Source organism: Mycobacterium sp. 20KCMC460, assembly GCF_022179425.1.
GTDB classification, from domain to species: Bacteria; Actinomycetota; Actinomycetes; order Mycobacteriales; family Mycobacteriaceae; genus Mycobacterium; species Mycobacterium kiyosense.
In genome coordinates this window covers 166,752-192,632 of record NZ_AP025525.1, presented here as the reverse complement: position 1 = coordinate 192,632, position 25,881 = coordinate 166,752, and the positions used below count along the sequence as shown (strand labels likewise).

At 67.2% G+C, this 25,881-nt stretch carries 23 protein-coding genes; 4 read left to right on the top strand and 19 right to left on the bottom strand.

The window, feature by feature from the left end; genetic code table 11:
* Positions 1–4 precede the first annotated feature (4 nt).
* The 14 genes from MKCMC460_RS29985 to MKCMC460_RS29915 all read right to left on the bottom strand — a co-directional run bounded on the left by MKCMC460_RS29985 (position 5) and on the right by MKCMC460_RS29915 (position 16,041).
* Positions 5–301, bottom strand: coding sequence for a PE family protein (locus MKCMC460_RS29985; protein ID WP_238306073.1), 297 nt, complete (start codon positions 299–301; stop codon positions 5–7).
* 96 nt (positions 302–397) lie between these two features.
* On the bottom strand, positions 398–4,621 hold the full coding sequence (gene eccCa, locus MKCMC460_RS29980; protein ID WP_238306250.1) for a type VII secretion protein EccCa: 4,224 nt from the start codon (positions 4,619–4,621) through the stop codon (positions 398–400).
* Positions 4,618–6,132, bottom strand: a complete 1,515-nt coding sequence (eccB, locus tag MKCMC460_RS29975; protein WP_238306249.1) for a type VII secretion protein EccB — start codon at positions 6,130–6,132, stop codon at positions 4,618–4,620. The genes eccCa and eccB overlap by 4 nt, the downstream gene beginning before the upstream one ends.
* 14 nt (positions 6,133–6,146) lie before the next feature.
* Positions 6,147–7,232: a hypothetical protein gene (locus tag MKCMC460_RS31470; RefSeq protein ID WP_255736024.1), complete on the bottom strand. Its 1,086-nt coding sequence runs from the start codon at positions 7,230–7,232 to the stop codon at positions 6,147–6,149.
* 82 nt (positions 7,233–7,314) lie between these two features.
* Positions 7,315–7,806 carry a hypothetical protein gene (locus MKCMC460_RS29960; protein ID WP_238306247.1) on the bottom strand — a complete coding sequence of 164 codons (492 nt, stop codon included), beginning with the start codon at positions 7,804–7,806 and terminating at the stop codon, positions 7,315–7,317.
* Between the two features lie 29 nt (positions 7,807–7,835).
* On the bottom strand, positions 7,836–8,984 hold the full coding sequence (locus tag MKCMC460_RS31465; RefSeq protein WP_255736022.1) for a transglycosylase SLT domain-containing protein: 1,149 nt from the start codon (positions 8,982–8,984) through the stop codon (positions 7,836–7,838).
* Positions 8,985–9,116: 132 nt separating this feature from the next.
* On the bottom strand, positions 9,117–10,433 hold the full coding sequence (locus MKCMC460_RS29950; RefSeq protein WP_186246668.1) for an IS256 family transposase: 1,317 nt from the start codon (positions 10,431–10,433) through the stop codon (positions 9,117–9,119).
* 87 nt (positions 10,434–10,520) lie between these two features.
* Positions 10,521–10,865 carry a type II toxin-antitoxin system PemK/MazF family toxin gene (locus MKCMC460_RS29945; protein WP_238306246.1) on the bottom strand — a complete coding sequence of 115 codons (345 nt, stop codon included), beginning with the start codon at positions 10,863–10,865 and terminating at the stop codon, positions 10,521–10,523.
* Positions 10,859–11,119 carry a CopG family transcriptional regulator gene (locus MKCMC460_RS29940; RefSeq protein ID WP_238306245.1) on the bottom strand — a complete coding sequence of 87 codons (261 nt, stop codon included), beginning with the start codon at positions 11,117–11,119 and terminating at the stop codon, positions 10,859–10,861. The genes MKCMC460_RS29945 and MKCMC460_RS29940 overlap by 7 nt, the downstream gene beginning before the upstream one ends.
* A gap of 265 nt (positions 11,120–11,384) precedes the next feature.
* Complete coding sequence (locus MKCMC460_RS29935; protein WP_238306244.1) at positions 11,385–12,227, bottom strand: chemotaxis protein; 843 nt, start codon at positions 12,225–12,227, stop codon at positions 11,385–11,387.
* A gap of 1,475 nt (positions 12,228–13,702) precedes the next feature.
* Positions 13,703–14,026: a hypothetical protein gene (locus MKCMC460_RS29930; RefSeq protein ID WP_238306243.1), complete on the bottom strand. Its 324-nt coding sequence runs from the start codon at positions 14,024–14,026 to the stop codon at positions 13,703–13,705.
* A gap of 302 nt (positions 14,027–14,328) precedes the next feature.
* A complete protein-coding gene (locus MKCMC460_RS29925; protein ID WP_238306242.1) occupies positions 14,329–14,589 on the bottom strand; it encodes a hypothetical protein in 261 nt (86 codons plus the stop codon).
* Between the two features lie 76 nt (positions 14,590–14,665).
* On the bottom strand, positions 14,666–15,265 hold the full coding sequence (locus MKCMC460_RS29920) for a hypothetical protein (protein WP_238306241.1): 600 nt from the start codon (positions 15,263–15,265) through the stop codon (positions 14,666–14,668).
* A 134-nt stretch (positions 15,266–15,399) separates the two neighbouring features.
* The gene (locus MKCMC460_RS29915; RefSeq protein WP_238306240.1) at positions 15,400–16,041 is read right to left on the bottom strand and encodes a helix-turn-helix domain-containing protein; all 642 of its coding nucleotides are present in this window, start codon (positions 16,039–16,041) and stop codon (positions 15,400–15,402) included.
* Between the two features lie 248 nt (positions 16,042–16,289).
* On the opposite strand from MKCMC460_RS29915, the gene MKCMC460_RS29910 reads away from it, so the two are divergent.
* Positions 16,290–16,643 (top strand): WhiB family transcriptional regulator, encoded by a 354-nt coding sequence (locus tag MKCMC460_RS29910; protein WP_162951648.1) that lies wholly within the window; start codon positions 16,290–16,292, stop codon positions 16,641–16,643.
* A gap of 746 nt (positions 16,644–17,389) precedes the next feature.
* On the top strand, positions 17,390–18,451 hold the full coding sequence (locus tag MKCMC460_RS29905; protein ID WP_238306238.1) for a helix-turn-helix domain-containing protein: 1,062 nt from the start codon (positions 17,390–17,392) through the stop codon (positions 18,449–18,451).
* Between the two features lie 30 nt (positions 18,452–18,481).
* On the opposite strand, the gene MKCMC460_RS29900 is transcribed toward MKCMC460_RS29905, so the two are convergent.
* The 5 genes from MKCMC460_RS29900 to MKCMC460_RS29880 form a co-directional block, all read right to left on the bottom strand.
* Complete coding sequence (locus MKCMC460_RS29900; protein WP_084023363.1) at positions 18,482–18,820, bottom strand: YbaB/EbfC family nucleoid-associated protein; 339 nt, start codon at positions 18,818–18,820, stop codon at positions 18,482–18,484.
* Complete coding sequence (locus MKCMC460_RS29895) at positions 18,817–20,508, bottom strand: PPE domain-containing protein (protein WP_238306236.1); 1,692 nt, start codon at positions 20,506–20,508, stop codon at positions 18,817–18,819. The genes MKCMC460_RS29900 and MKCMC460_RS29895 overlap by 4 nt, the downstream gene beginning before the upstream one ends.
* A 14-nt stretch (positions 20,509–20,522) precedes the next feature.
* Positions 20,523–20,828, bottom strand: coding sequence for a hypothetical protein (locus MKCMC460_RS29890; protein WP_238306235.1), 306 nt, complete (start codon positions 20,826–20,828; stop codon positions 20,523–20,525).
* A gap of 80 nt (positions 20,829–20,908) precedes the next feature.
* The gene (locus tag MKCMC460_RS29885; RefSeq protein ID WP_238306234.1) at positions 20,909–21,208 is read right to left on the bottom strand and encodes a hypothetical protein; all 300 of its coding nucleotides are present in this window, start codon (positions 21,206–21,208) and stop codon (positions 20,909–20,911) included.
* A gap of 30 nt (positions 21,209–21,238) precedes the next feature.
* Positions 21,239–22,696 carry a DUF4226 domain-containing protein gene (locus MKCMC460_RS29880; protein ID WP_238306233.1) on the bottom strand — a complete coding sequence of 486 codons (1,458 nt, stop codon included), beginning with the start codon at positions 22,694–22,696 and terminating at the stop codon, positions 21,239–21,241.
* A gap of 533 nt (positions 22,697–23,229) precedes the next feature.
* Here MKCMC460_RS29880 and MKCMC460_RS29875 point away from each other — a divergent pair.
* Both MKCMC460_RS29875 and MKCMC460_RS29870 read left to right on the top strand, forming a co-directional pair.
* Entirely contained in the window at positions 23,230–23,937 is a 708-nt protein-coding gene (locus MKCMC460_RS29875) for a WhiB family transcriptional regulator (protein ID WP_238306232.1), read from the top strand.
* Between the two features lie 3 nt (positions 23,938–23,940).
* Positions 23,941–25,833 (top strand): hypothetical protein, encoded by a 1,893-nt coding sequence (locus MKCMC460_RS29870; RefSeq protein ID WP_238306231.1) that lies wholly within the window; start codon positions 23,941–23,943, stop codon positions 25,831–25,833.
* Positions 25,834–25,881 lie beyond the last annotated feature (48 nt).

The window sequence follows — 25,881 nt, the reverse complement described above, 5'->3', positions numbered from 1 at the left end:
GCGGCTAAATCATTGCGGTGATGTTGAGCGCCTCGGCGGCGGCGTAACTGCCGGCGCTAGCGCCCATCGTCGCCACGAACATCTCGTGCACCACCGTTCCGATGGCCTGGGTCACCTGATACACCCCGGCATGTGTTCCGAACGCGGCGGCCAGCAGTGCAGATGCGGGCTCGGCCGCCGGCGGTAGGACGCCCAGCGTGGCCGGGGCACCCGCGGCATTGCCCGCCGCCACGGTGCTCCCGATTGCGGCCAGGCTCGACGCCGTCGATTCCATCGACGTCGGTAACGCGGTAACGAACATACACCCCTCCTGAAACGTCAGTGCATCGGAAACATTCTTGAATTGATGGTTGGTTCTTTGCCGGAGTCTAGCGCCACCGACTCGGATGCGCGCGGTTCACGATGGCCCCGTTTCCCTCAGCCCCAGGTCCGCGACCTGCACATATATTCCCGATTCGGTGGTATTCATCAGGAATCCGCGGCCCGGTGGCATGGGGTGCCCCTTCCATCGGGCCTGGATGAAACCGTCGTCGGGGTCGGAATCCATCACCAGCAGCGGAGCCCTGGACTCCCGCAGCCTGCGAAGGACAGGATCGGCCCCCATCGCCGAGACGAACCCGCCGAACGCGCGGGTGTAGATGATCCGCAGGCCCACATCGGCCCCGGACTCCACGAATCGCGCGATGGGTTCCAGCGGGGAATCGAAGCCGGGCGGTAGGCGCTGGGCGTCGTCGATCACCAGCCAAATCTCGGGCCCCGTCCAGGTGCTCTGCGCGATCGGGCCCGCCTGTGGGTTGTCGTCGGGCTCCCGCGCGGCCAGGACCGCGGCCAACTCCGCCATCCGCTGCTTGATCGTCGACGGCGTGGAGGCGAAGCGGTGCACATAGGACGGGCCCAGCACGTCGTGCAGCTGCCGGCGAGGATCGATCAGCCACACCTGCACCGCCTTACGACCATCGGAGTGCGGTGCATGCCCCTCAGCGGCCGGCGCACACGCCCGGGCGAGCTCGGTCATGATCACCGCGCACGCCGACGTGCGCCCGCACTTGCCCTGCCCCGTAATCAGCAGATGCTGTCCCTCGAAGTGCACCGGCTGCTCGGTCTCGCTCAGCGCCCACACCAGCGACTCATCTGCGCTGGAAACGGCGCCGGCCAGCGCCGTCAGCTCCGCCGACGTCACCCGCTTGGGCAGGCGGCGCACCCTGGGCGCCGCACTGAATCGCGCCGCCTGCGCGCTCACCGCCTCGACGACACTGCGTGAATCGAACCCGTCGCCCGTTGCGGCTTCGGTGGTCGGGCGTGCCATCAAGGTGTGCAAACCCACCGGGTCCGCGCCGCGGCGCTCGTAGTTCTGCGCGATCATGCCCCGGCCCGGACGGCTCGCCGGAACCGTGTCGGCCATTCGCGGCTTGACCAGCAGCGCATCGGTGGTCTCACCGAGGCGAAGTTCGACCCGCGACCCCACCCCGAAGCTGTTGCGTACCTCCGGGCGCAACTCGCTGGTCTTGCTCACCGTGACCACCACATGAATCCCGAAGGTGGGCCCCTCCTTGATCAGCTTGTTGACCGGGTCCAGCAGCACCTCATACTCGCTGGCCAGGCCCGCGTAGTTGTCAATCACCAAGAACACATCGCCGTAGCCGTCGTCGGGAACGTCGCCAGGTTCATCGCCGAACTTGCGTCGCCGGAACACCTCCATCGACATCACCCGGTGTTCGTCAAAGCTGCGCTGGCGTTGCTTGAGCAGATGTGTCAGTTCGAACACGCTGCGGCGCACACCATCCCGATCCAGCGCCTGGGCGACCCCGCCGACGTGTGGCAAACCCGCCACACTGCCCAGTGCGGCACCGGAGAACGCCAGACAGTAGAACTGCACCTGCTCGGGGGTGTGGGTCATCGCGGCCGCGCAGATCAGGTCCTGCAGTGCGGTCGTCTTACCCGAACCCTGCGCGCCGACAACCAGAACGTTGGCGCCCGGGCCTGACACATCCAGTCTCAGCGGGTGCTGATCATGCTTGAACGGCCGGTCCACCACACCAATCGGGAACACCAGGTCCGGGGTGCCGGCATAGTCGTCCTGCCAGTTGCGGCCCAGGTGCGCGTTCACCAGCTTCTCAACGCTCCACGGCTCGTCCAACGGAGGTTGCCACAGCCGGTACGGCTCAAAGTCGACTTGGCGCAGCTGATCGATGATGATGCGCGCGACCTTGGGCCGCATCAGCGCCGCATTGACCGCGTGCTCAGCCGCGGTGGGCTCCGAATGCGGCGCTGATGCCGGCACGCCCGAATCGGGTGCACCGGCGGGGTCCTCGCCGGCATCGGTGGAGGGGACGGGTGTCAAATCCGTGGTAAAGAGTTGCGGTGCAACGTATGTCACGGACGGGCCAGTTCCCGCGGAACTGTCGTCGTCGAAGTCCTCGATGCCCGGCTTGCGGTACTCCCGCCACAGCCATTCGCCCCGGAACTTCGTCACGTCCGCGTTCGACGGCGTGCCGTGCAGGAAATAGCAGTCACCGGACTGTTTCAGGTTGACCGCGTTGGGCACACCCATCGCCGTCGCCGCCGCCTGGGTCTGCGCTTTCAACGCCAGCCGGTACCCCATGTTTCCCAGCAGCTTCTCGGCCCGGTTGTCGATCTCCTGGCTGGCGATCAGTAGATGGACCCAATACGAGCGGCCCTGCCGGCAGATCTGATCCAGGGCGTCTTGAACGTCGGCCGCCATCATCTTGAACAGCTCGGCGAACTCGTCGATGATGACCAGCAGCACCGGAAGCGGCGGCAACGGCTGCTGCCCCGAGGCCAACCGGGCCGCGCGCATCTTGTTGTACTCCGTGGCATCATCGGCGCCGGCCTTATCGCACAACGCTTTACGCCGCGCGATCTCCCCCCACATCGCGTCGACGAACCTGTCCAACAGGCTCTGGTCGTCCTCGAGGTCGGTGATGATGTGCGCCACGTGCGGAACGCCGGCGAACGGTTTGACACCCGAGCCGCCCTTGAGGTCGGCCAGCATCAACTGAAGGTTCTGCGGAGGATGCCCCAGCACCAGCGACACCAGCGCAGTGCGCAGCATCTCCGTTTTCCCCGAACCCGTTGTTCCCGCCATCACCCCGTGCGGGCCGTGGCCCCCCTGCGATGACTCCTTGAGGTCCAGGAAGAACAACTCGCGGTTGTCTGCTCGGTTACCCAGCGGAATACGCAATCGCTGCGCGGAATTGATGTCACGTCGACTCGCCCACAGCGCCTCGAAATCGATGTTCGCAGCATCGTCGATCCCGTAATGCGCCAGGATGTCTCGCGCCATGAACCGGTCCGCGCCGCTCATATCCAGGGTCTCGTAAGCCTCCGCCAACCGCCAGCGGGCCATCCGTTCGCCGAAGGCCTCGGCGTCATCGCGGCTCATCTGGTCGGCGACGGCGAAAAACTGCCCGCGGTGGGCCTCCTTGGCGTCCCAGGTCATCGGGTCGCGCGGAACCGCCGTGATGATCCCGCCCTCGGAGATATCCAGCACCCGCTTCGGGTCAGCGCACGCCGGCACCACGCCGCTCCCCCGCACATCGAAGAAAGTCACCCCGCTGATCCCGGCGCTATCCCCCAGAAGATCCCAACCCTCGTCGGTGTCGCACACGATGACCGTCTGCGGCAACGGTGCGATCGGTTCTTTGAGCGCCCCATGTCGTGCCCGGAACTCGCCGCGCCCCCGCAACGCCAGCGCCTCCTGCTGAGCGGCGAGAAAATCCGCCACCGACCCATACACCATCCGTACCGGCCCGGCGCCGTCCTCAACGGCCGCGTCACCGGCATGCGGCAGCCACTTCACCCAATCCCATTCCGCCGCATCCGATGTCACCACGACAAGCCGAATGTGATCGCTGCCGTGGAAAAACGCCAGCTGACAGATGACCGAGCGCATCAGCCCCAGCGCCCGCTCCCGCGGCCCCCGCAACGCATAACCCGGCTCGACCATCAACGACACCAACGCCGGCGTGCCGTAAGCCACCGTCTGATAGCGCACGAACTCCTGCAACACCTTGCCCGTCACCGGCTCCAGCTCGATATCGGTCGGCATGTCTTGCGGCTCGGCGAATCTCGCCGCCCCGGACTCCACCAGATCCGTCATACCCACGCCCACGCGCACCACGCCGAACCAGGTATCGGTGCCGTCGGCCTTGCGTTCCCACATCCGCACGCCGCCCAGGCTGGCCTCCAGCGTCGCAGGCGGCGGGTGATACCACCGGTAATTGGCATCCAGGCGGTCCGCCATCTCCGCGGTGCTCGTCCGCAACTGGTCGACCACCAACAAGAACCTGGCCCGCAACGCATCCAACTTGGTGCGCGACAACTCCTGCGAACCGCCACGGCCGGTGAACAGCATCGCCAGCAGACCGCCGACCATCAGGATCGGGAAGAACGACCCCGCCCCGGTGAACGATCGCGCACCGCTGGCAAAGCTGATCCCCACCATCGCCCCGACCAGGCCGATCAACCCGATCACCAGCACCACCGTCCACCACGGCTTACCCTCCGGCGGAGGCGTTTTCAGTGGCGTGGGAAGCTCAATCGATGCCGGCTTCAGTTCCGGCGCAGCAGCGGGCTTCGACCGGGCAAACGCTTCCTTCACTTGGGGATCTCCAACGGGGCAGGGTTGCCGTCCACCGGCAACGCGTTGTGCCGCACCAGTGCGTCGGCACGCGACAACATCGGGCCAGCGGCCAACAGCCGCAACACCGACCACGGAGCCGGCCGCGGAGGACTCGACAACCCCAATGCCCTCAACGTCTCATCCTCGCGAGCCACACCGAACCTCACCCCGGAATCGGACAGCCACCACAACGACTCGGCCGTGGACGATGACGGTGAATTACCGGTGGAAACAACGTAATTAGCGTAATCGCGACCGAGAAACACACGGTCGGCCTGCAACGCCGAACCGCCGGCTCTCACCAGTTCAACCACCTTGCCGGTATCAGAGTCGGCCACCGGGATGGTGGGTCCCACAATCACTGACGTCGACGCCATCGACTCCCCCGACACCCTCTCCCAATGCCAGCACGCCGACGCATTCACCTGGCTATCCACCACCCGCGGCGGGGCCGGCGGAAAAGCCGACAGATCCAGCACGTTGACGACGGGCAGTTTTGCCAACACCGCACCCGCGACAACCGGCGTCCCCACCCCGGCAGGGCCCGCATTCTGCAACACCTGCGCCGCTAACGCCGACACCGGCTGCACACCCTCGGCAAGCACCACCGAATACGCCGTCTGGCCACCGACCTGCGGAGTCGACACCACCGTCCCCACCGGTCCCGGTGCCCCAACGAACTTCGCCGGTGACCCCGCACCGGCGATCACCGGCACCGACAACACCGGACCCACCGGAATCGCGTCAAACAACGCCCGGCTCATCGGCCGCGCCGACGACAACGCCTCGGCCCCCAACCCCAACGCCAGCAACACCGCACGTGAGCCCCGATCAATCAGCGAACGGCGACCATCGCGGATCAGCCACACGTCGTCACCGAACCGGCGCACCAGCGCATCATCAGGGCCCAAAACACGGCGCCGCTCCCCCAACTGCGGGCGCCCGTCGATCACCGTCACCGTCACCGGTTCGGGAGCTCCAGCGCCCAACGCCTTCGTAATCTCATCGCACACCAACCACGACGACCGCGGCGGGGACGTCGCCGACATCTCCTGCGGGGCCCCCCCAATACCCACCAGCGGACCCCGGGGGCGCGCGTCGATTTCACTGCGCCGCACCCGATCCGGAATGGACGGCTCACCGGCAATCAGCCGGGCCGACACCAAATTCAGCGCCGGATACAGCTTGTCGCCCACCTGCACGTACAAGGCACCAGAATGCTGGTCAGCCAAAATCCGAGACGAGCCCGCCGAGCTCGCCGGCCGCACGAACGACAAAAACAACGCGCCCAGACACAACACCGCCGTGGCCGTCACTCCCGCCAGCACCGCCATCGACTGCCGCCGCCCCGGCTCGGCCTCCATCCGCACCCGCCGCCTGGTCATCGCCAACACCGCGCGGCGGGCAAAGAACTGGTGCCCCGACACCTGCACCCGCGTCGAGAGCACCAGGCCACGGCCCGGCCGCCGATCCTCCTCAGACCTGCTCACAGGCCCTCTCTCACTCACAGCCGGTACACCTCATCGCCACGGGCATGCCCGCCGCCATTGGTCGCGATATGGACATGATCCATGTGGTTCTGCGTCGCAGACCCGCGGTTCTCCATCAGCTGCGACGACCCGTCCGGGTTGTATAACGTCTGGTGCCAAATCACGTGATTCAGGTTGAACTGGTGGGTGTGCTGCAGCGCGAACCGTAAAACCGCATCCCCCAACGCTTTGCCGTGCGGTGAACCCGGATCAGGAATCATCACATCAATAGCCTGACCATTCGGATGCCACTTCAACGAATCAGGACGCACCCCACCAATAGTCCGGATCTCAGGAAACGCCGCCGACACCGCCCGAGCGGCCAAAATCGTGTCGCGCTGCAACCCCTTCTCCGACGCCACGCCCGGCGGCAACACCCCACCAGCCGAGCCGCCCACCAGACCGGCCGGTATTCCGGCACCGCCGCCCGCCCCGCCTGAGCCCAGCTGGCCCAGCAGTGACGTCGGTAAGCTACCCAGGCCACTGAGCCCGCTGACACCCCCGCCCCGACCACCGCCGAGCATCATCGGAATGCCGCTCAATCCCGACAACCCGCCGCCACCACCGCCGACCCTCAACCCCTGATAGGCCTGAGCCATCTGCCGCAACCGCAGCGTCAACAGCCGATTCTGGGCGGTGGTCTGCTCGATCTGACGCTGCATCGCGCCCAACCGCTCATCCATCGCCGACACCATCAGGCGCATCCCCGCCCCGGTGTGGGCCACCCGCCCGATCGCGGCCGCCTGGGCCCGCGCCACATCACGCACCGACCCCGAACCCGCATGTCCCTGCTGCCCCACCGCCCCCGCTGCACCGGCACCGTGACCCGACTCCGCATCCAGGCCGGACACCGGGCCGCGCACCGCCCCATACGCACCGGCGGCGCCGGCCACCCCGGAGCCTAAGCCGCTGCCACCACCAGGAGCCGGCGGTGCAGCGCCCTGACCGCCACTAGCGGCGAACACCGTGCCGGCGGAGCCCCCCGAGGCGGGAAACAGCTCATGGGCGCGGGTCAGCAGACGATCCACATCCGCGACCAACTGCGCCACACCAGCACCCACCCACCAAAATTAACCCGCCAAAAACCCCCACACCACAACGGAGGGAAGAAAGCGGACCCGTTCACCACCGCCGACGGCGGTGTCAAACAGATTGTTGACCGTAGCCGCGCGCCAACTCACGAAGCTGCTCGGCCGCAGCAGAATTAGCCTCCCTGACCGCCTCGACTCGACCCTGCAAATCCCCCAGACGCTCATCGAGCACCGAGACCAGCAGCCGCATCCCGGCCGCCGAATTCGTCACCGGCAAAATCGCCGACACCTGCGCGCGAGCCTGCTCCCGCAGCAACTCGGCCTCGCGGCGGGCAGCCACGCCCACCTGGCCAGCAGCGGCCACCACCTGCGCGCTGGCCTCATCCGCACCCCGCACCAACGACTGCACACGAGCCAGCTCACCCTGCGCGCCGGCCACTGTGTCCGCCAGCGCACCCCCCGCCGGCACCGCCGCGGCCGAATCCGTCGCAGCCAACGCCACCGCAGGTTCCGCACCAGGAAACAGCGTGCACCCACGAGCCATCAGCCGATCAATCACCAGATCGGCGAACTCCTGCATCACCGGATCAGCCTCGCCGCTCACGCCACCACGGTAACGCTGAACCGCCGCCGTTAATAGCCGTGGTGAACCCCAGGGTTCGCCTGCCCGACCAGCGCCCGCAGATTGTGCCCATCACGCGCCACCCCATAACGCGACATCTGGTAGTTCATCGATGCGCACGCATTGGCCACCGGATCCCAAATGTGATTCGACGTCCCCGGATGGTGATGCTCAGCGAAAGTGCCCGGCACCAGTTGCCAGGGCCCACGGCTGGAATTCAACGGCCCGCCATCCACCTGACGCGACCCATGCGCATTGCCGTCAATGAGATTGATCGCATCAGCCCGAAAACTCGACTCATGCTCGGCGATCGTCATCATGCCCGCCCGCCAGTTCGCCCGCGCCCCCGGATCGGAGATCCCCATCCGATCCAGCGCTTCTTCAAGGAAACGGCCAATCGCCCCCCGGCCTCCAGGCCAGACCCCTTTCCCTTCGAATGACACGTCAGACAGCGGAATAGCGCCCCGATCCAGCCCCGCGGCCCCCGCCGCCAACCCGGCCGATCGCGCCGCCGCCGTGCCTCCGCTCGCCCCGCCTGAGCCCAGCTGGCCCAGCAGTGACGTCGGTAAGCTACCCAGGCCACTGAGCCCGCTGACACCCCCGCCCCGACCACCGCCGAGCATCATCGGAATGCCGCTCAATCCCGACAACCCGCCGCCACCACCGCCGACCCTCAACCCCTGATAGGCCTGAGCCATCTGCCGCAACCGCAGCGTCAACAGCCGATTCTGGGCGGTGGTCTGCTCGATCTGACGCTGCATCGCGCCCAACCGCTCATCCATCGCCGACACCATCAGGCGCATCCCCGCCCCGGTGTGGGCCACCCGCCCGATCGCGGCCGCCTGGGCCCGCGCCACATCACGCACCGACCCCGAACCCGCATGTCCCCGCTGCCCCACCGCCCCCGCTGCACCGGCACCGTGACCCGACTCCGCATCCAGGCTGGACACCAGGCCGCGCACCGCCCCATACGCACCGGCGGCGCCGGCCACCCCGGAGCCTAAGCCGCTGCCACCACCAGGAGCCGGCGGTGCAGCGCCCTGACCGCCACTAGCGGCGAACACCGTGCCGGCGGAGCCCCCCGAGGCGGGAAACAGCTCATGGGCGCGGGTCAGCAGACGATCCACATCCGCGACCAACTGCGCCACACCAGCACCCACCCACCAAAATTAACCCGCCAAAAACCCCCACACCACAACCGAACACATCGAAAGAAGGTGGCCAACACACCACCACCCGCGCCGCGGGTCGGAAACGGGGTCTGTCCGATTTCCGGTGTAAGTGGCTTCTCCCTAGCCTCGGTTGAGGTCGGGCATTCTGTCGGCGAATGTTACTGCGAAAGCGTTCAACGCGGGCTTCCAGCGCACCGCCCAGCGTTGCTGACCGGTGCCCTTGGGATCAAGTGAGCGGGTCACCAAGTACAGGCACTTGAGCGCAGCGGCCTCGGACGGGAAATGTCCGCGGGCTTTGATCGCCCGCCGGTAGCGTGCATTCAGTGACTCAATTGCGTTGGTGCTACACAGAACCCGGCGTATCTCGGTGTCGTAATCGAGGAACGGAATGAACTCGTTCCAGCAGGATCGCCACATCCGGATCAGCGCCGGGTATCGGCTGCCCCAGCGGTCGTTGAGCGCATCGAGTGCGTCCTCCGCGCTGGCCGCAGTCGGAGCGGTGTAGATCGGCTTGAGGTCGCGCCGTAGCGCGTCCCAGTGCTGGCGAGGCGTGAAGCGGAAGCTGTTGCGGATCAAGTGCACCGTGCAGGCCTGCACAATGGTGGCCGGCCATATCTCACCGACCACGTCGGGCAGACCTTTGAGGCCGTCGCAGACCAGGAAGAACACATCGGCGACGCCTCTGTTGCGCAGGTCGGTCAAGACCGCATACCAGAATTTCGCTGATTCCCCGGCGCCGTCGCCGGCCCATAGTCCGAGCACGTCTTTGTGCCCGGCTAGATCGACGCCGATGGCGGCGTAGAACGGCCGGTTGGCGACCTGGCCGTCACGCACCTTCACGCTCAGGGCGTCGATGAAGATCGCGGCGTAGGTCGGCTCCAGCGGTCGTGACACCCACTCGGCCATCTCAGCGATGATCTTGTCGGTGATCCGACTGATGGTGTCCGGGGAGATCTTGGCCTCGTAGAGTTCGTCAAAGTGCGCGGCAATCTCTCCGGTCGTTAATCCCTTGGCGTACAACGACAACACGATTTCATCGACGCGGGTCAGGCGGCGCTGGCGCTTCTTGACGATCTGCGGCTCAAAGCTGCCGTCGCGGTCACGCGGCACCGCAATCTCGATCTCACCCACGGTGTCGGTCAGCACCGTCTTGGTACGGATGCCGTTGCGAGAGTTCGCGCCGTTGCGCCCGGCTGGGTCGTGTTTGTCATAGCCCAGGTGGTCAGCGAGCTCTTCTTCGAGCGCGGTCTCGACCACCGTTTTCGTCAAGGCCTTGAGCACCCCGTCGGCGGTGTCGGAGAACGAGACCCCCCGGGCTTGAGCGGCGCGCACCAACTCCCGGGCCGTCGCCAACTCCTCCGGCGTCGGCGAGCTGACCATCACATCATCATTGTTGACTTCGGTTGTTGCTGTCACAGCCCTTATCGTTTCGGTCATCACGGACCTTCCCCGCCAAGCTCACACCCGGCGTGTCGGGCCACTTACACCGAATTTCGGATACTCCCCGGAAACGCCCGATTCAACTTAAAGGTCGAGTACGCGACGAAGTCCGCGGTCGACTTCGTGCATCAAGCTCGGCGGTATCTCCCCGATGCGATCGCTGAGGTCGGTCTTGTTCAGCGTCACAAGTGCCGTGACGTTGACGACCGAATCACGTGACAGTCCCGTTGTGGACGCAGGTAGGAACACGTTGCCTGGCATGGCTGCGAGCCCCGTGTTGGAGGTGATCACGGCGGCGAGCACCGTGGCCAGGCGACTGGCGTTGTAGGGATCGGATTGGATCACTGCTACGGGACGACGCTTGCCGGGTCGGCTGCCGGAGGGGACGCCGAGGTCGGCCCAGTAGATCTCTGCGCGGCCGATCACCACTGGTCGTCCGCGGCGTCAAGCACCCGGTGCCCGACGGCCACCGCGGCGGCTTGCCCCTCATCGCTGTCACCAAGCCGCTCACCAAGATGCTCGAGAGCGTCGTCGATCTGCCCGGTCAGCGATTGGCTGTCCAACTCGTCGAGGTAGCGCTGTGCGGCCCGCGTGAAGAACTCCGACCGGCTCATGCCGAGGTCACGCGCGCGGCGCGAAGCGCGATCGAACGTCTCATCCGGTAGGGAGATGGCGGTCTTCATAAGCCAATAGTATAACCCGGTATAACTCGTTCCCGACATCCTCACCGGGCGAGATTGCTGCGTCAAACGTTGCGCGGACGGCGTGCTTAGGCTTCCAAAGCGACAGCAGCCAGAACGGGAAGGCTTCACCGACGGGCGGAGAGATGAAACTCCTTGTGGAGGTAGCCGGACAGCATCATTCGGCCGCCGACGCGTTCGACGCGGCGCTTGCTGCGACAGCTGGTGGAGGGCGACGGTGCGGGCTGCTGGCACTGACTGGCGCGGGTCAACAGACGTAATCGGGAATGGGCACTCGCACACCCGCAACCGATGCCGCGTACACCACATCGGCTGCCATCAACGGATCAGATCTCTTCCAGCACAACAACATTTCGAGCCTGCGACAGTTGACGAAGCAATTGTGGTAACTGACGACCTGCGCCGGATCCTCCAAGCCGTTGAGGCCAGGGCGCTGTGCGGCCATCATCAGCCGCTCGGCATCGTATTCGGCGCTCAGCGCTGACCACTCGTCAGCCTTGGGCCACCCGCCCGCCCCCAGCGCATGTGCTACCGCCTGCGCAACCGGCGACAACTCAGGCCCGCCGCCGAACACCACTCGCCGAACCAACTCACGGCAGTACCCGCGAACCGCAGCCTCATCCAACGCTTTCAAATCCGCATACAAACCAGGGCTCACTGTCTGTAGCCGGTGCATCCTGGTGCGCCGCAACTCCGAGGCCGGACCATCCGGACCGGCATGGGGCACACCGATCGCCACCTGACGAACCCCCTCATCCGGATCCTCGAGGAACTCCGAGGGCCAAGCCCACGTCGTCGCGACGGCGCCTACTTTGTCCCCATACGTGCGGGCCGCACGTACCGCTTTCTCCGCCGGGTTTGACCACCCCAGCCACCGCGCATCGAAATCCTCATCGAAACCCGCCGCAACCGCCATCCCGTTCCGCAAAAAGACTCCCGGCGGGATGTAGCAGGCCCCGTCATTGGTTGCCACCCACAAGGTCGTACCGCCAGATCCGTTGTGGCCCACAGCCACCGCCCAATCAAGCCCGGCATCCACCACACACGACGCGCCAGCCAGTTCAGCCACCGCCATCTTGGCCAGCTCCACATCCGACGCCGAATCGTCACGTGACACCCCGGCCGCGGCTCGTCCTCCCATCGCCGGCACCAACCCTGCACCAGGTCCAGGCGAGGCCGAACTCACGCTTTCGCCTGGAAGCCCCGGCATAGACGGAATCGAACTTGGCGCGGGCGCGGCAGGTCCGGCCGGTGGCAGCACCGACCCATAAGGAGTCAAACCACCCGCCGGCATCCCCGCCGCTGGCGCTGGTGCCGCAACAGCTGACGGCGCAGCCGTGGAAACTGCCGCGGCCGGGGCGGCAACGGTGGGCGCGCTCGCAGCCGGGGCAGCCAGTGGCCCGCTTGGTGCCTGCGGCACAGGCCCAAGCGCCGGGGCCGCGGCCCCACCTGCGGCCGTCATACCTGCGGCCAAGCCGCGACCGAAGTCCAGACCTGCCGTCGATGGAGTTGCGGAACTCGGCAGCGATGCCGGCCCCAGGCCAGCCGGCGACATCGAAGCGCCCGGAGGAAAACCCATACCGCTGAATAAACCCTGCAACCCCGACAACGGCGAGCCCGACCCGCCTCCCCCACCGGGCACGCTCGGCAGTCCAGACATTGGCAAACCACCGGACCCCAGCGGCGAAGGCAGACCCTGCCCAGGTACTAACGGCCCGTGTAGACCAGGACTATCCGTTGAGTGTGGTGGCGCGGTGCGGCTATCAGGTCCACTTGGCACCCCACCGGATGACCGAGGCGCGGTCGCACTCTGGGGCTGAGGCTGTGGGGCGCCGCCTGGCGGCGACGGTTCGTCACTCGACTGATCTGAGTTTGTCCCATTGCCGGCTGGTTTGACACCGCCGCCCTCTGGGGTCAGCGGGAAATTGCCAAGCATCTGTGTGGTGTATTGGGCGGAGTAGCTGTGCAGGTCTGCCATGTGTGCCTGTACGACTGTCCGGTATTTGCTGGTGATCACCGCGATCTGAGCTACGGATTGTCCGCTACCGCTGCGCAGGTATGCCTCGATTTCGGCGTGCATGGCGTTGTTCGCCTGCGCCATAAGTCGTTTCGTGCGCTCTACATCCGCCGCGGCCTGGGCGAGCAGTCTCTGGGCGAGCTTAGATGCGGCGCCGGAGTCGTTGAGCATTCGCTCCAATGTGGCGTAGGCCGCGTCGGCGGCGTCCGCCCCTTTGCCTTGCCACACGCCGGGGGTAAACACGCCTCTCCGCGCGGTGTGAACGTCATCGGACTGATTCTCACGGAATCTCTGGCGCTGTCCCTCGGCCTCCGCCCGGCTATGCAGCTCCGTTTCGGAATCCTCGGGCCACACAAACGGCGGGAACAGCGTTGGGGCGAATAGACCCTGCGGCCTCGGGTGATCGCCACCCGACAGCAGAGAAGTCTCAATGCTAGGCACACCGGATAACGGCTTGGCCTTGGTGAACATCCTCAGCAGTTGCCCAGCCTGGTCCTTATTGCGTTCGGCCCACGCCTCGGCCGACCCAGTCACCACCGCCACCCCGGTTACCTCGGCAGCCCACACGCATCGAGCAGGGCGTTGCTAGCCTCGTTGCGGACGTCAGTTAGTCGGTTAACCTCACTGGTCAAGGCGTTGCTCATCGCAGCCGTTGTCTGGGCCAGTGTGGTGCTGATGTATTCCTTTGCTGCCGCCGCGATTTCCTGCGGCACTGACGGTATGAGTGCATTCTGCACCGCTGACGCACTGTTGAGTGAGCGGAGCACTGCTGGCACGTTTAGTTGGCCCTCCACCCGTAACCCGCCCTGACCGGTTTGTCCGCGCACGGAAAGATCGAATACCTGGCAGAGGTTCTTCTTGGCCGCCGTCACTTCGGAGGCGGCGAACTGTGGTGCGGTCGGTGTGGACGGTGGCGGTGCTACCGGAGGCAATGTCCCCCGATCACCCTGCATAGCTAGGTACGTGACTGCCGACGCCACCCCGGCGGCCAATCCCACTACGACGAAGAGCGCCGCTACAGCCAAGGGCCAGCGCCGGCGCGGGCGTGTGGGGATGCCGCTGGCCGACTGTGGTAGGGGTGGTGGTGTGAAGGTCGCGGGTGGTGGTGGAAATGTCACCGGCGACGAAGGTGCGTTCTTGGACCACGGCGACGACATTTCTATTGTCCCCCTTGTCAGCAACTGAGTGCGCCGGCGTTAGCTGCCTCAGTGGTCTCGACTGTGGTGACACTGGTTTCGCGGCTAACCGAATTGGCGGTGGCGTGGGCCTGCACCTGTGCATCCCGCGCGGCGTGCACCGTATCGACTGCGTGGAGCAGCGGCGTCATGTAGCCGCCGATTCGCAGGCTCCGAATCTGCCCGCTCGGTTGGGCCGCGGCGGAGGCATCCGCATCGGCCAAACCAGTACGTGTGGCGGCAGGATCCATTTCGAACATGGTTGGCATGCTACCGTCGCCGATCCTGCTATACGTGGGTCGACCAGCACCAACTGATTCGAGGCGACGAATCGGATCAGGCTAGTAGCGCGGCCAGTCGCGGATCATCCGCCCAGGCGTCGCCGAAGGTCCCGTAGGCGCTCAACAGGCTCAGCGCTGGTGTAGCGACGCCGCTGAACCTGACCGGAACAGTCGAGCCGAAGCCAAGTGTCAACGTCCACTGCTGCAGGTCGGGGTGGAACTCGGTGCAGTCCCCGAACCACAAGCTGACCAGGCCGTGTGGCTCGGTGGCGCACAGCAGTCGCTCGGTCGTCACGATCGCCGCGGTGGTTTGGTGCCATCGCCACTGCGGTGCGGCTTGACGTTGTGCTGCTGATTTCCGACGGTGGTTGATCAGTCCTTGAACGGCCAACGCGCCAACCATGACCCCCGGCCTGCCCGCCACGATCAGCGGCAGCGGCGAGCAGCTCGCCTTTGACCCGCTGTAGCGGCTGTAGCCGACGTCGACGTTGAGCAGCGCCAGCTCGCCTGCTCTGAGCACTGGCCCGAACACGCTCACCGGTGTCGGCGGTAGGCCAGCCTGCAGCGCCGCAGCACACTTGCGGCTGTACTGCCACCACTGCTCGGCGTCGCTGAGTGGCCGCCCAGGAATTCGGGGATTTTGGCCGGCGCGCACTCTCGGGCTCGCCGGGGCGCAGACGCGCGCCGGGGCGGCGGCTGTGCGGATGGCGGGTAGTCGTTGTGGGCCCGTCCGCATCCCAGGAATGTCAAACATGTGCAGACCGTAAGCGGAGGGGCTGACACCGCCGCTTAGCCGTCGCGCAGCTCCGCCAGAATCCGGATCGCCTCGGCGCGTTCCCCATCCTCTAACCAAGGCAACATCCAAATCAGCGCTTCTTCCATCTCGCGGGCCGCCGTGGCGAACTCTTCGTCGAGCGCGGCCCGCGCTGAGGCAGCCATGCCGTCTCGGTGCTGGGAAAACGAGCGCCGCATCTTGAGCATCCAGCGGGCCCTGGCGAAACGCTCCGCAGTCGCCGCCGGATTCTGGTCACCTGGTCGCGACGCGGGGGCGGTGGTTGTAGCCACTGGGCGTGGGCCACCGCCCTCGAGCACGGTGTCGATGGTGCCCGGCTCCCACTCGATTGCGCGCTCCAGCGCGCGGCGCAGCCGCGGACTGAGACGGCCCGCGCGGTTGGTCTCGATAGCGCGGATCGTGGCCACCGAAAGCCCACCGCGCTCGGCCACCTCAGGCTGCGTCAGTTTGAGGTGCTTGCGCCGAAGCCGCACCTCGTCGCCGAGCCGCTCCCACGACATGACCAGTATTTTGCCCGACAGACCGCTAAACATCGCTATCCGTCCCGTCGGTTCGGCTAAATCAGCGCTGCGGCCCACCACGCGGCGGTTCTCTACGAGGCGGGCCCAGAAATGATCGCTGACATGCGGGTATTGCACCTCAAGCCACAGGCCTGACCCAGCGTCCCAAATAATCCCACACCAATAGTTTAGCGGTATATGCGCTAGAACCGCTAAAATATCTGTTAGATTGGCGGTGATTCGCCGGGTTACGCACCGGTGATGAACCGGGCCGACCGGTCCGGGAGTACCTGCCCTTGAGCACAAAACGGAGGATGCCCATGACCAGCCCGATCACGGCCCCGCTCACGAAATCGCCTTCGGGCCGGCCGTTCGCATCCATTCAAATGCCGACCTCTGTACGGCTGTTTCACACCGCTGACACCGAGTTGGCCTGCCGCCAACACCCCGACATGTTCTTCAACCCCCACCGGATGCGCCGGGCTGTCAGCCTGTGCGCCGGTTGCCCCTTCCGCGGACGCTGCGGTTACAACGCCGTGGCCACCGGCGCCACGCACGGTGTGTGGGGTGGCATGGTGTTGCCCGGCGACTACCCCTCCAAACTTGCGCCGATCTACGCTCGCCTCGCCGAACAGTTCGAGCAGTGCCGGCGCAGCGAAGTCGGCGACGTGCCAGTGGCCGCGCTGCACAATGTTGAAGATCGCGACAGCCCCCCAGCGACTTACGCCGGCGCCGCGTAGGCGCCCCGGCAATGCCGCGCGCACGACTGAATCTGATCGACACCCAAGCCTTTTCGCGCTACCTCCCCCTGGCCGGGACCAAGCGTTCCCTGGCGTCAGGGCCTCGTGCGCAAAGCGTGAGACCTCCGGCGTGTCTTGATGCTGCGTCATCCCGGTGAGCGGGCAGGTCAAGGCGGTGCCGGCTCATCACCAGGCCGACGCGAGCCGTTGACCGTTCGGCCGGCTAACGACGTCGTCCCTCTGCCGGAGGCGAAGTCAGTGGACTCCGGGGTCTCCTCGATGTCGCAGCATCTAGCGGATCTTGTCGCGATCCACACAGGCCGCCCAGATTCGGCCCGCGGGCTCGGGACGAAGCAGCGGCAGGAGTTGCCCCTGGCGATGTGAAACCCGGACTCCGTGGCCCGGCGGGCGGCTTCGCGGAGCAGACGTGAACATCTCAATAACGGGTAGGGACCAACCCCCATCTGACATGACAAAAGCCCCGCCGAAGCGGGGCCATGTCTGAAGGTTCGATCCGAGTTGGCGCTCGGTTCTGGGTCTTCCCACCCATTTCCCCGAAGGGACGTGTCGTGCCCGACCCGTCTCACGGTAGCGCATACCCATGTCAGGTTGCACTGGCGCACCGTGGCTGTTCAGTAACAAGTCCAGCACCAAACCACTCGCACTCGCCACCGTTTGACCGCGGCTGCAGCTCCCGCTCCCCGCGGCGCGGCGTCGCGCGCACGGGGCCGCGAGCGCATGTCGTTGTGGCGGCCGGCTGCGGCGACCTGGGCGGGCGTTTACCGCCGCCGGCCATCCAGCTCGACCTCGGCGACGATGCCTATCGTGGGCTGCCGTGCTGGGCGGGCCGGGCTGCCCGGTGGGCGCACTGGACGGTGCCGATCGCCTACGACCTGCACTACGACCGGATTCGTCCGTTGATGCGCAACGGAGGTGTCAGCCGCCAGGCCCTGGTTGCCGTCGCCGCGGCGCGGGCGCGCTACGCCGATCACGCCACCGGCCGCAACTCACGGCCCACCAACGAGCGCCTCGCGCAAGACACCGGCTACACGGTGCGCACCGTTCAGCGGGTGGATGAAGCCCTACGACTGCTGGGCGTGGCCACCGAAGTCCTGCGGGGCAGGCAGCGCACCCGGGCCGAGCGGTTGGCGTCCTGGCGTGTCGGTGACCGCGGCCGCGGGTGGGCCTCGGTGTGGGCGCTCCACGACAACCAGCAGCTGAGCCGCCTTATCCACAGCTTGTCATCCCACCCACGTAGTGGTGTTTTTACCTCGAAGAGGTCTTTATTGACATCTCTTACGACCCACCGCCGGCACTGCGGCCGCCGGCAACGCGGCGCCACGCGCCGCCACAGCCCAGACGAAGGGGGGCTGGCCCTGGCCAAAGCGTGGCGTGCGCATCCGGGAGCACCGCCGTGGTGCCGGCGGCACAGCTCAGCGGCCTGGTCTCGGATCCTGGCTCGTCCCGCACGTCATGGCTGGACCCCTCGCGATCTCAACCAGATGGTCACCGACTGGCTGAGCACCGGGCACTGGATACCCGACAGCCCTCACAAGCCCATCGGATTGCTCGGTGCGATCCTGGCCCGGCACGGTCGCGACAACCTCGACGAACGACCCGCAGCCCTCGACGACGCCCGCGACGCGCAAGAGCTGGCCCTCCGGCAGGCCCGCGAGGAACCATCAATAGCTGAACTCGACGAGTCACGTCAGGCCAAACTCGTTGGCCGCCAAGCACTGTCCGGTCCGGGCCGGGCTGCTGTCCGGCAGGCTCTCGATGACGCCGCGCGCCGACGGAATCACGTGTGAGACGGACGCCCGATAGCTAATCGATCGCGGTCACCACTCCTCCGCCAGCGCGTCCATCTCCCGCCATGCCGAGTCGGTCCCGAAGTACCGCTCCACCGCTTTGCGCATCGCCTCACGCAGCTTGGCGCTGCCGTCGCGCAGCACCAGCGTGATCAGCTCCTCCAATTCGGTGTGCGTGTACTGCGCAGGCGCGGTCGGATCGATAACCAAGTCCTGCAAATACCCATCCCCGTCAAACGTCGCAGCCACCACGTCACTGACGGGGTCGAACTGCATCGCCCGCTGCACGACATCATTGAACTGCGCCATCCAGGACCGCGACTCCCTGAGGCCCTGCGTCACAGTGTCCACGTATTCGTCGTCGGTCACTTCGCAGCTCCGTCCCTACTCCCGCGCCCTTCGCGACGACCCTTCACCGGCTCGCTATTGGGTGGGGCCACCACCTTAAGCTCCCGATCCTTGTACAGCTCGTTCTTGTCATCCCCCGACCCACTCCCCCGCGGCCCGCCCATCATCGGCGGCACCATCGCACCCATCGGCGCCCCGGCAGCCGGCGCCGCCTCCGGCAACGCGCTACTTGCCATCGGCGCCGACATCGGCGCAGCGGCCGCCGGGGCGGCCGACAGACCTGGCGGCGCACTCAACGAACCCTGACCCCAGGCCGGCTCCGTGTCCCCTGGCTCCCCGCCCCCGCCGCCACCCGGCGCTGCCTCATCCCCACCACCGGGCGACGGCGGCGCCTCCTGCGGCGGCTCTTCCCCGCCCTGCTGCGGCCCGCCGCCGCCCGACTGCTCGCCGAGACCGCTCATCATCGACGCCGGCTGCAACCCCTGCATGGCCTGGCCCCCGGCCCCCATCAGACCGCCCAGCGCGCCACCGGCTCCGCCAACCACGCCGCCGACAACCGCCGGGATCACTTGCGGCGCGACCGCCGCCGCATCCGGCAGCGCATCCGCCAGCCGCACATCGACCGCGTCTGGGTCCACTCCGGTCGGCGGCCACGTCGGACCCGCGGAAACCACGTCCTCCCCCACCCCATTGCCGGCATCCACTGGTTCCAGCGGTGCGTTCGCCGGCGCCGCATCAGTTTTGTGTGAAATCACCGCGTCGCCCGGGCCGGCGGTCGGAACCGGCTCCGGGTGCGACCCCGGTGTCCACGCCGGCGGCGCCGGCGGGGGATGCGGCGAGGTCGCCCCCGCAGCGGACGTGTAGTTCTTGAAGCCGTCGGCCGACTGCGTGTACAGCTTGCTCAACTGGACCTGAGCCCGCACCACCGCCGGCTGCAATGTGCCTCGGCTGCGAACATTGGCGTCGTTGGCGGCGCGCAACTCACGCTCGGCCGCGACGATGGCAGAAAACTCCGGAATCTGCGCCGCGGCCGTCCGGAAATCCTCCACATGCCCTGTCGCAGCGGCGGCCAGGCCGCGCACGTAGGTGGCGTGACCTTCAAACCACGATCGCAACGAACGCATCCGCGCCAACGCCGCATCAGCCGCTGTCGAATTCCACCCGTGTTGCGCTGCAGCGATCACGCCTGCCAGCTGCTCGGCGGCCCGCTCCAGACGGCCCGCCTCCTTCCGCAGACTGTCGGCCACGGCCTGCCACGCCGGTGGTCCAGGACCCGCGCGGCCGCTGTCGATCAAGCGGGCGATATCGCGGGGTGACGCCGGAACCTGCCCGCCCGGCACGCTCGGCAGCGAGGATGGTTGCCCACCCTCGAACCAGTCCGCAGCCTCGAGTGCTGCCGTCGGTAAAGACACCCCGGCCGCCGCGCTTGGCAGCGCCGCCCCGCCCAACACCGCTGACGAGGCCGCTTCCTGCCCGTCATAGGCATCAGCACCGGCATCCAGCAAGACACCGAACTGGCGGGCCATCCGGTTCGCCACGGTCGTGTACCAGCGAGCCAGGACGACCTGAGCGTCAAAGCGGGTGCTGGCGCCCACTGACACCACGTCCGGCGCGCAGGGTTGCACGTGGCCGACCCCCGGCGAGGCGCTGGCCGCCGCGGCTGCTGCCCGTGATCCGGCCGACCTCAGTGCCGCGGTGTCGGCCCGCACCGAATCGGCCAACGTTACGTGCGCAGCGTTCGCTGGTTGGTTTCCTCGGACTGCGTGTAGGCGGCAAGGCTGGTACGGATCTGACCGGCCACGCCCTCGCAATAGCGGCCCAATGAATGCCCGGCGTCCGCCCGGGCCTGCAAAAGCTCCTGCAATGCGGCCCCCACCGTGGAGGACCCGATTTTGCCGAACATCGAGCGGGACTCGTTCAAGACCTCAGGGCTCACACTGAGCTGCTCGCGAACCCGAGGCCCTTCCGCATCCCACCACCGTGCATGTTCGTGCCATTCGTCGACGTCGAGCACAACCTCTGCGGCCACCGACTCTTACCTCCTACACTCCGAACTTGCTGTTTGCTAGCCTAACCACTCGATGAACCCTTCTGCATGGTCGGGGACGCTCAGAAATCGATGGCTGAGCGGCGGTATTCGTCGACTTCCGCGTGACTTGGCCATCCCCTGGTCGGGCTGACCCCGAAATTCTCGGCCAGTCGCCTGTCGGCCCGGGCACGCATCAAGGCCAAACGATGCAAGCGAATGATCCGGTCGGCCAGAACCTCCATGGGCCAGGTGGCTGCCTCCGGCTCCAACTGCACCCGCACCTGCTCACCGGAGTAATCGACCTCGATCAGCAGCGCGCCGTCAGCAGAGCACTCGACGATAGTGGGCTCGGACGCGGCTTGCTCATCGCTGTCGGCCATCCGCCCGCATATCCCTTCAACCACAACCGATTACGTACCTGCTGGCGCTTTGGGTGCCGGTAACGTCACCGGCGCGGCGCCAGCCTGCTGAGTCGGGTCAACCCAACCCAAAAAATCCGCAGTTGGCAATGTGCTCTGGGGCTGTAGCTGGCCGTCCAACCAAATCTTCCCATTACCCATGTACATGACAGCTTCGCGAGTCTTGAACTGAGCAATCGCGCCCGGCGCCAAATGGCTGGGATCGGCGGGCTCAGTGACCGGGGTACCCGGCGGCGGCAAATCGACATGCGCCGACTTCCACGCCTCGGTCACCGACATCCCGTTGACCACCGAACGCAGCGCCGTCGCATGCTGCCCCGACGGCGCGGTCACCGGCGAACCATCGGGCATCTGCACCACGAGCGCCGGGTCTGCGCCGGCGCTGGCCGGCACCGCGCCAGCCGGCGGCGTCTGCGCTGGCACCGGCGAGTGGGAGGTTCCCGGCTTCTTGTCCCCGCTGTCATGGTCGTCGGCGGCAGCATCGGGCTTGGCACCCCCGCCGTCCTTGCCGTGCCCATCGTCGACGAGATCGGCCGGTTTCGCTGCATCCCGAGCGGCCCGGTCTTTGAACCCATCCCCGGACCCAGCGCCGCCCATTTGGCCAGCCAAAGGCGCCAACCCCATCGCACCGGCCGGAAGCGAGCTGGCCAACCCACCCAGCGCGCCCGGAATCGAGCCCATCCCGGCCAGGGCGGGCCCCAGCATCGACATCGGATCGGCCATCCCGCCCAACCCGCCGGGCAAGCCCATGCCGGCCAACGGATCGCTCAATCCTGCCCCGGCCGCACCGGGATCTCCCCCGCCAGGGGCTCCGCCGCCCCTGCCGTCAGCAGCAGCATCGCCCGCGCCGCTACCGCCACCGGTGTGGGAATCGTCTTTCCCGGAGCTCTGCTGATGGGCAGTTGCCGCCGCGGCGCGATAGTCATCTGTGAGCGCATCGAGCAGATCCGCCTGTTGAGCGCTTTCGACCTTGGCGGACTCCATCAGCTGCTGGATCTCGCCCAGCTTGTGGTCTACGAACTCCCCGAATCGCTTCATCGCGCGCGGATCGTTGGCCAACGTTGGATCGGCCGCGATCTTTTTGCGAGCCGACTCGATCTCGCTGATGATGGCGGTGACTTTGTTCCGAAGCGCCTCGTTGGACGCGAAAATCTGTTTCAGCAGGTGCGCCAGCTTCGCGTCGGCCGCCGCTGCCGCACCACCAGCCTGCTGGTAAGCCTCCCCGGCGCGGTCCAGCCCATCGCGCAAACCACCACTCCCCCCGGGCGGCGTCACCGGCCCGGGCGGCGGTGTTTCGTTGAGGATCTGCTCGACACGCTGGCTTGGCGTCAATCCATCCCCGCCCGCTGGCGGCTTGTGGCCGCCGAACAATGTCTCAGCGCCCTTCAACAGAACCCGCAACCCAGGTGGGAGAAGGCTATCGATCGCATCTAGCACCAGGTCAGTCATGAGCGCCCCTATATAACCGCTGACTTGCACTTATCTGCCCCGAGAACGCTACCGGCGCCGACGTCGCTATGCGACGGTCGCAGGCCGACAGAACCGGTGACGACGCCCGGCGCGCCCGGCGCACCACGATGTCGGTGACCCTGACGGCCACATTCGCACCGTGCGGCCGGCCTCAGTACGTGGTCCACAGCCGGGCGGCCAGACTGTCTGCCGCTACGGCAGCCGGCGCGGGGTGATGCCACAGCGTGCGTGCGGTTTAACCGCGCGGCGTGTCTGCGCGGTTAAACCGCGCCCTTATGTCACTCTTGTCCCACCAAAGACACAGACAACACGAGTCACTAGGAGTCGCCGGAACCCACGCACTCGCCAGCGCCCCGCCGCTGGCGAGCCGACCACGACAACTGCACACGGCCCAAACGCAGAAATCCCCGCCGAAGCGGGGACACCTGCACCGGAGCTAGCGACTCCGGATATGGCCTCTGACAACAGAAACCACGCCTAGCCAGGCCGGTTTCACGATAGAGGACACCTGCGTGAACCACAAGACTGACACTTCGTCACCGTCCCTACCCTGCCAGCAAAACCCCGGCGACTGGTTCGATCCACGCCGACGAGCCTTCACCCGCCGGCAGTGCCTCAAGTGCGCCAATCGCAGCGACTGCGCGGCCGCCGCGATACGCCACCGACCCAGCTACGGCATGTGGGCCGGCGTCTGGATCGACGGCGATCTCGCCGTCAAACAGCACCTGCTGGGCCTGCCCCATCCAGACATCGGCCCCAGCCTGACACCGCAATCCCCTGACCCGCAGCCACATCCGCCGACACCACCGCCACCGGCGCCTGCCGGCAGCCCACCCGCCCGCCGCGCCCGGGTCGGCAAACTCCCCACCACGCCCCCTGCCCCGGCAGTGGCCGCGCTGATCACCGCCCGCGCCAGCGGGCACTGCGAAATCATGGCTCCGGCCTGCACCCACCAGCAGTCGGCGATCTTCACCCGACGCCGCCGCACGGCACGCACCGCGCTCACCAGCCCCGCCGACGCCATCGCCGCCTGCCGCAACTGCATCGACCTGATCGAACACACCGATACCCCCACCGCCTTGGACCTCGGATACCTCGTGGACCCGCGCTCCACCACCAGCACCGCGCCGATGCTGTGGCGCCAACACCGCTGGGTGTACCTCGACACCCGGGGTCGCCTGCACCCCACCGGCGGTCCCGACCTGTTCGGGATCGCCTGACCCATGCCCACCTCTGCCCCGGCCGGTGCTGGCGCCGACCCGGCCGCCACCTGGAAAGCGCTGGCCCACCTGATCGCGGCCCGACCCGCCATCCGCACCTGGAACCCGGCCACCAACAAGTTCGACCGCAGCAGACCCCTCACCAGCAGACTGCCCCGCGTCCCGGCCGCCGTGCTGCTCTACCTGCGCGGGCGCACCCAAGTGCTGGCGCTGGACTTCGACACCAAACGCCACGGTCAGGACACCGTCGACGCCGACTTCACCCGCGCGCTGACCTGGATCACCGAATGCGGCGGGGTGGCGGTCACCGACCAATCCAGCAGCGGGGGCCGCCACATCCTGGTGCCCCTGGCCGCCGGCACCTCGGCCACCGCCGCGGAGATCACCCCACTGATGCGGCTCCTGGAGGCCCGGCTGCCCAGCCTGGACAAGACCCCGATGACCAATCCCAAGACCGGGTGCATCACCGCGCCCGGATCACCGTGCCGCGAAGGGGGACACCGCAGCCTCGACGGAGAGCTGAGCACCGCCGTCGACGCCTTCGCCACCCGGTCGGACCCCGGCCTGCTCCCCCGGCTCCACGTCCTGCTGGGCGCCCTGCACCCCGCCGCCACCGGCTGGACCGGCCACCCGACGCCGGATGCCCACCACGCGCTCACCGGCACCGGGGCCCACACCCAGCTGCGCCCCGAATACACCCGCACCGCAGACCTCCCCGACCGGATCACCGCGTATGCCACCACCGGCCAGCTCCCAACCGACACCACCTGGGCGAGCCACTCCGAGGCCCGCCAATCCGTGCTGGCGCACGCCGTCCTACACGGCCACAGCCTGGCCACCGTCGAGGCCCTGATCGCCCCCGGCCGGCCCTGGCAGCGCGGACTGGGCCGCGCTTATGCCCGCTACCACCACAACGCCCGCGCCGCGCTGCACCGCGACTTCCACAAGGCGCTCACCTGGGCGGCCACCAGTAGCCCGCTTTTCCGGCCTGTCTGCGCACAAGCACAGATACACACACGGGGGGGTGGCAAGGGCCCCGAGCTCCACCGGCGCTGGCTGGCCAACGCGACCGCCTGGGTGGAAAGGGAATACCCCGGTCACCCCTACCGCTGGATCGGGGCGGCGATCTACCAGGCGCTGGCGGTGCACGCGGTACGGGCCGGCGAGATCGTCAACGGCGTGGCCGTCGTCGGGGTGGGCGGGCGGTCACTGTCGATCGCGACCGGCCTGCTGAGCGAGACCACCGTGTGGCAATTCCTGCGCGACACCCGCGATCAACCGGGTTCTCCGCTGGTCCGGACCCGCGTCGCGCAAGGACGCCGGCCCGACTACTACGCCCTGACCCGACAGAATCCGGTGGAAACCACACCAGCAGTGATCGCGACGACCCGGGTCGAAGACGTCCACCCGGCCTGGAAAGTCATCGGGCACCGGCACCGGCGCGTCTACGAGCTGATCGTGCACCGCGGGCTCAACGACCCCCAAGACGTGTTCGCGGCCGCACACGTGGCGACCAGCACCGGATACGCCACCCTTGCCGCCCTGGCCACCGCTGGGCTGATCACACGTCGGCGGGGCCACGTCAGCCCGGGAACAGTCACCCTCGATGAGATCGCCACGGCTCATCACCTGCACGAGGTCCGGGCCCAACGCATCCAACGACACCAGCGCGAACGCGCCAACTGGCACGACTGGCTCAGTATTCGCGAAGATGCCCGCGAGCAGCCCTACAACCAGACCGCGGTGAGCACCGCTGTCGCCGAGCCGATCGACCCCGACCGCCAGGACTATCTGAGCGCGGTACTGGCCACAGGACCGCCCACCATCGACGAAGAACGTCACGCTATCGACCTGCTCGCCGAACTCGTCGGAGCCAGAGTCCTCGGCGGCCTGTGAGGGGTGTCCGACGCCGGGCGGTGCGCCGAGACGGGGCCCGGGAGTTTG

Excerpts from the sequence above, each read along its gene's own strand:
- MKCMC460_RS29985 (WP_238306073.1), bottom strand. The coding sequence starts at position 301 with ATGTTCGTTACCGCGTTACCGACGTCGATGGAATCGACGGCGTCGAGC.
- MKCMC460_RS29950 (WP_186246668.1), bottom strand. The coding sequence starts at position 10,433 with ATGACCGAAACGATAAGGGCTGTGACAGCAACAACCGAAGTCAACAAT.
- MKCMC460_RS29940 (WP_238306245.1), bottom strand. The coding sequence starts at position 11,119 with ATGAAGACCGCCATCTCCCTACCGGATGAGACGTTCGATCGCGCTTCG.
- MKCMC460_RS29925 (WP_238306242.1), bottom strand. The coding sequence starts at position 14,589 with ATGTTCGAAATGGATCCTGCCGCCACACGTACTGGTTTGGCCGATGCG.
- MKCMC460_RS29910 (WP_162951648.1), top strand. The coding sequence starts at position 16,290 with ATGCCGACCTCTGTACGGCTGTTTCACACCGCTGACACCGAGTTGGCC.
- MKCMC460_RS29885 (WP_238306234.1), bottom strand. The coding sequence starts at position 21,208 with ATGGCCGACAGCGATGAGCAAGCCGCGTCCGAGCCCACTATCGTCGAG.
- MKCMC460_RS29880 (WP_238306233.1), bottom strand. The coding sequence starts at position 22,696 with ATGACTGACCTGGTGCTAGATGCGATCGATAGCCTTCTCCCACCTGGG.
- MKCMC460_RS29870 (WP_238306231.1), top strand. The coding sequence starts at position 23,941 with ATGCCCACCTCTGCCCCGGCCGGTGCTGGCGCCGACCCGGCCGCCACC.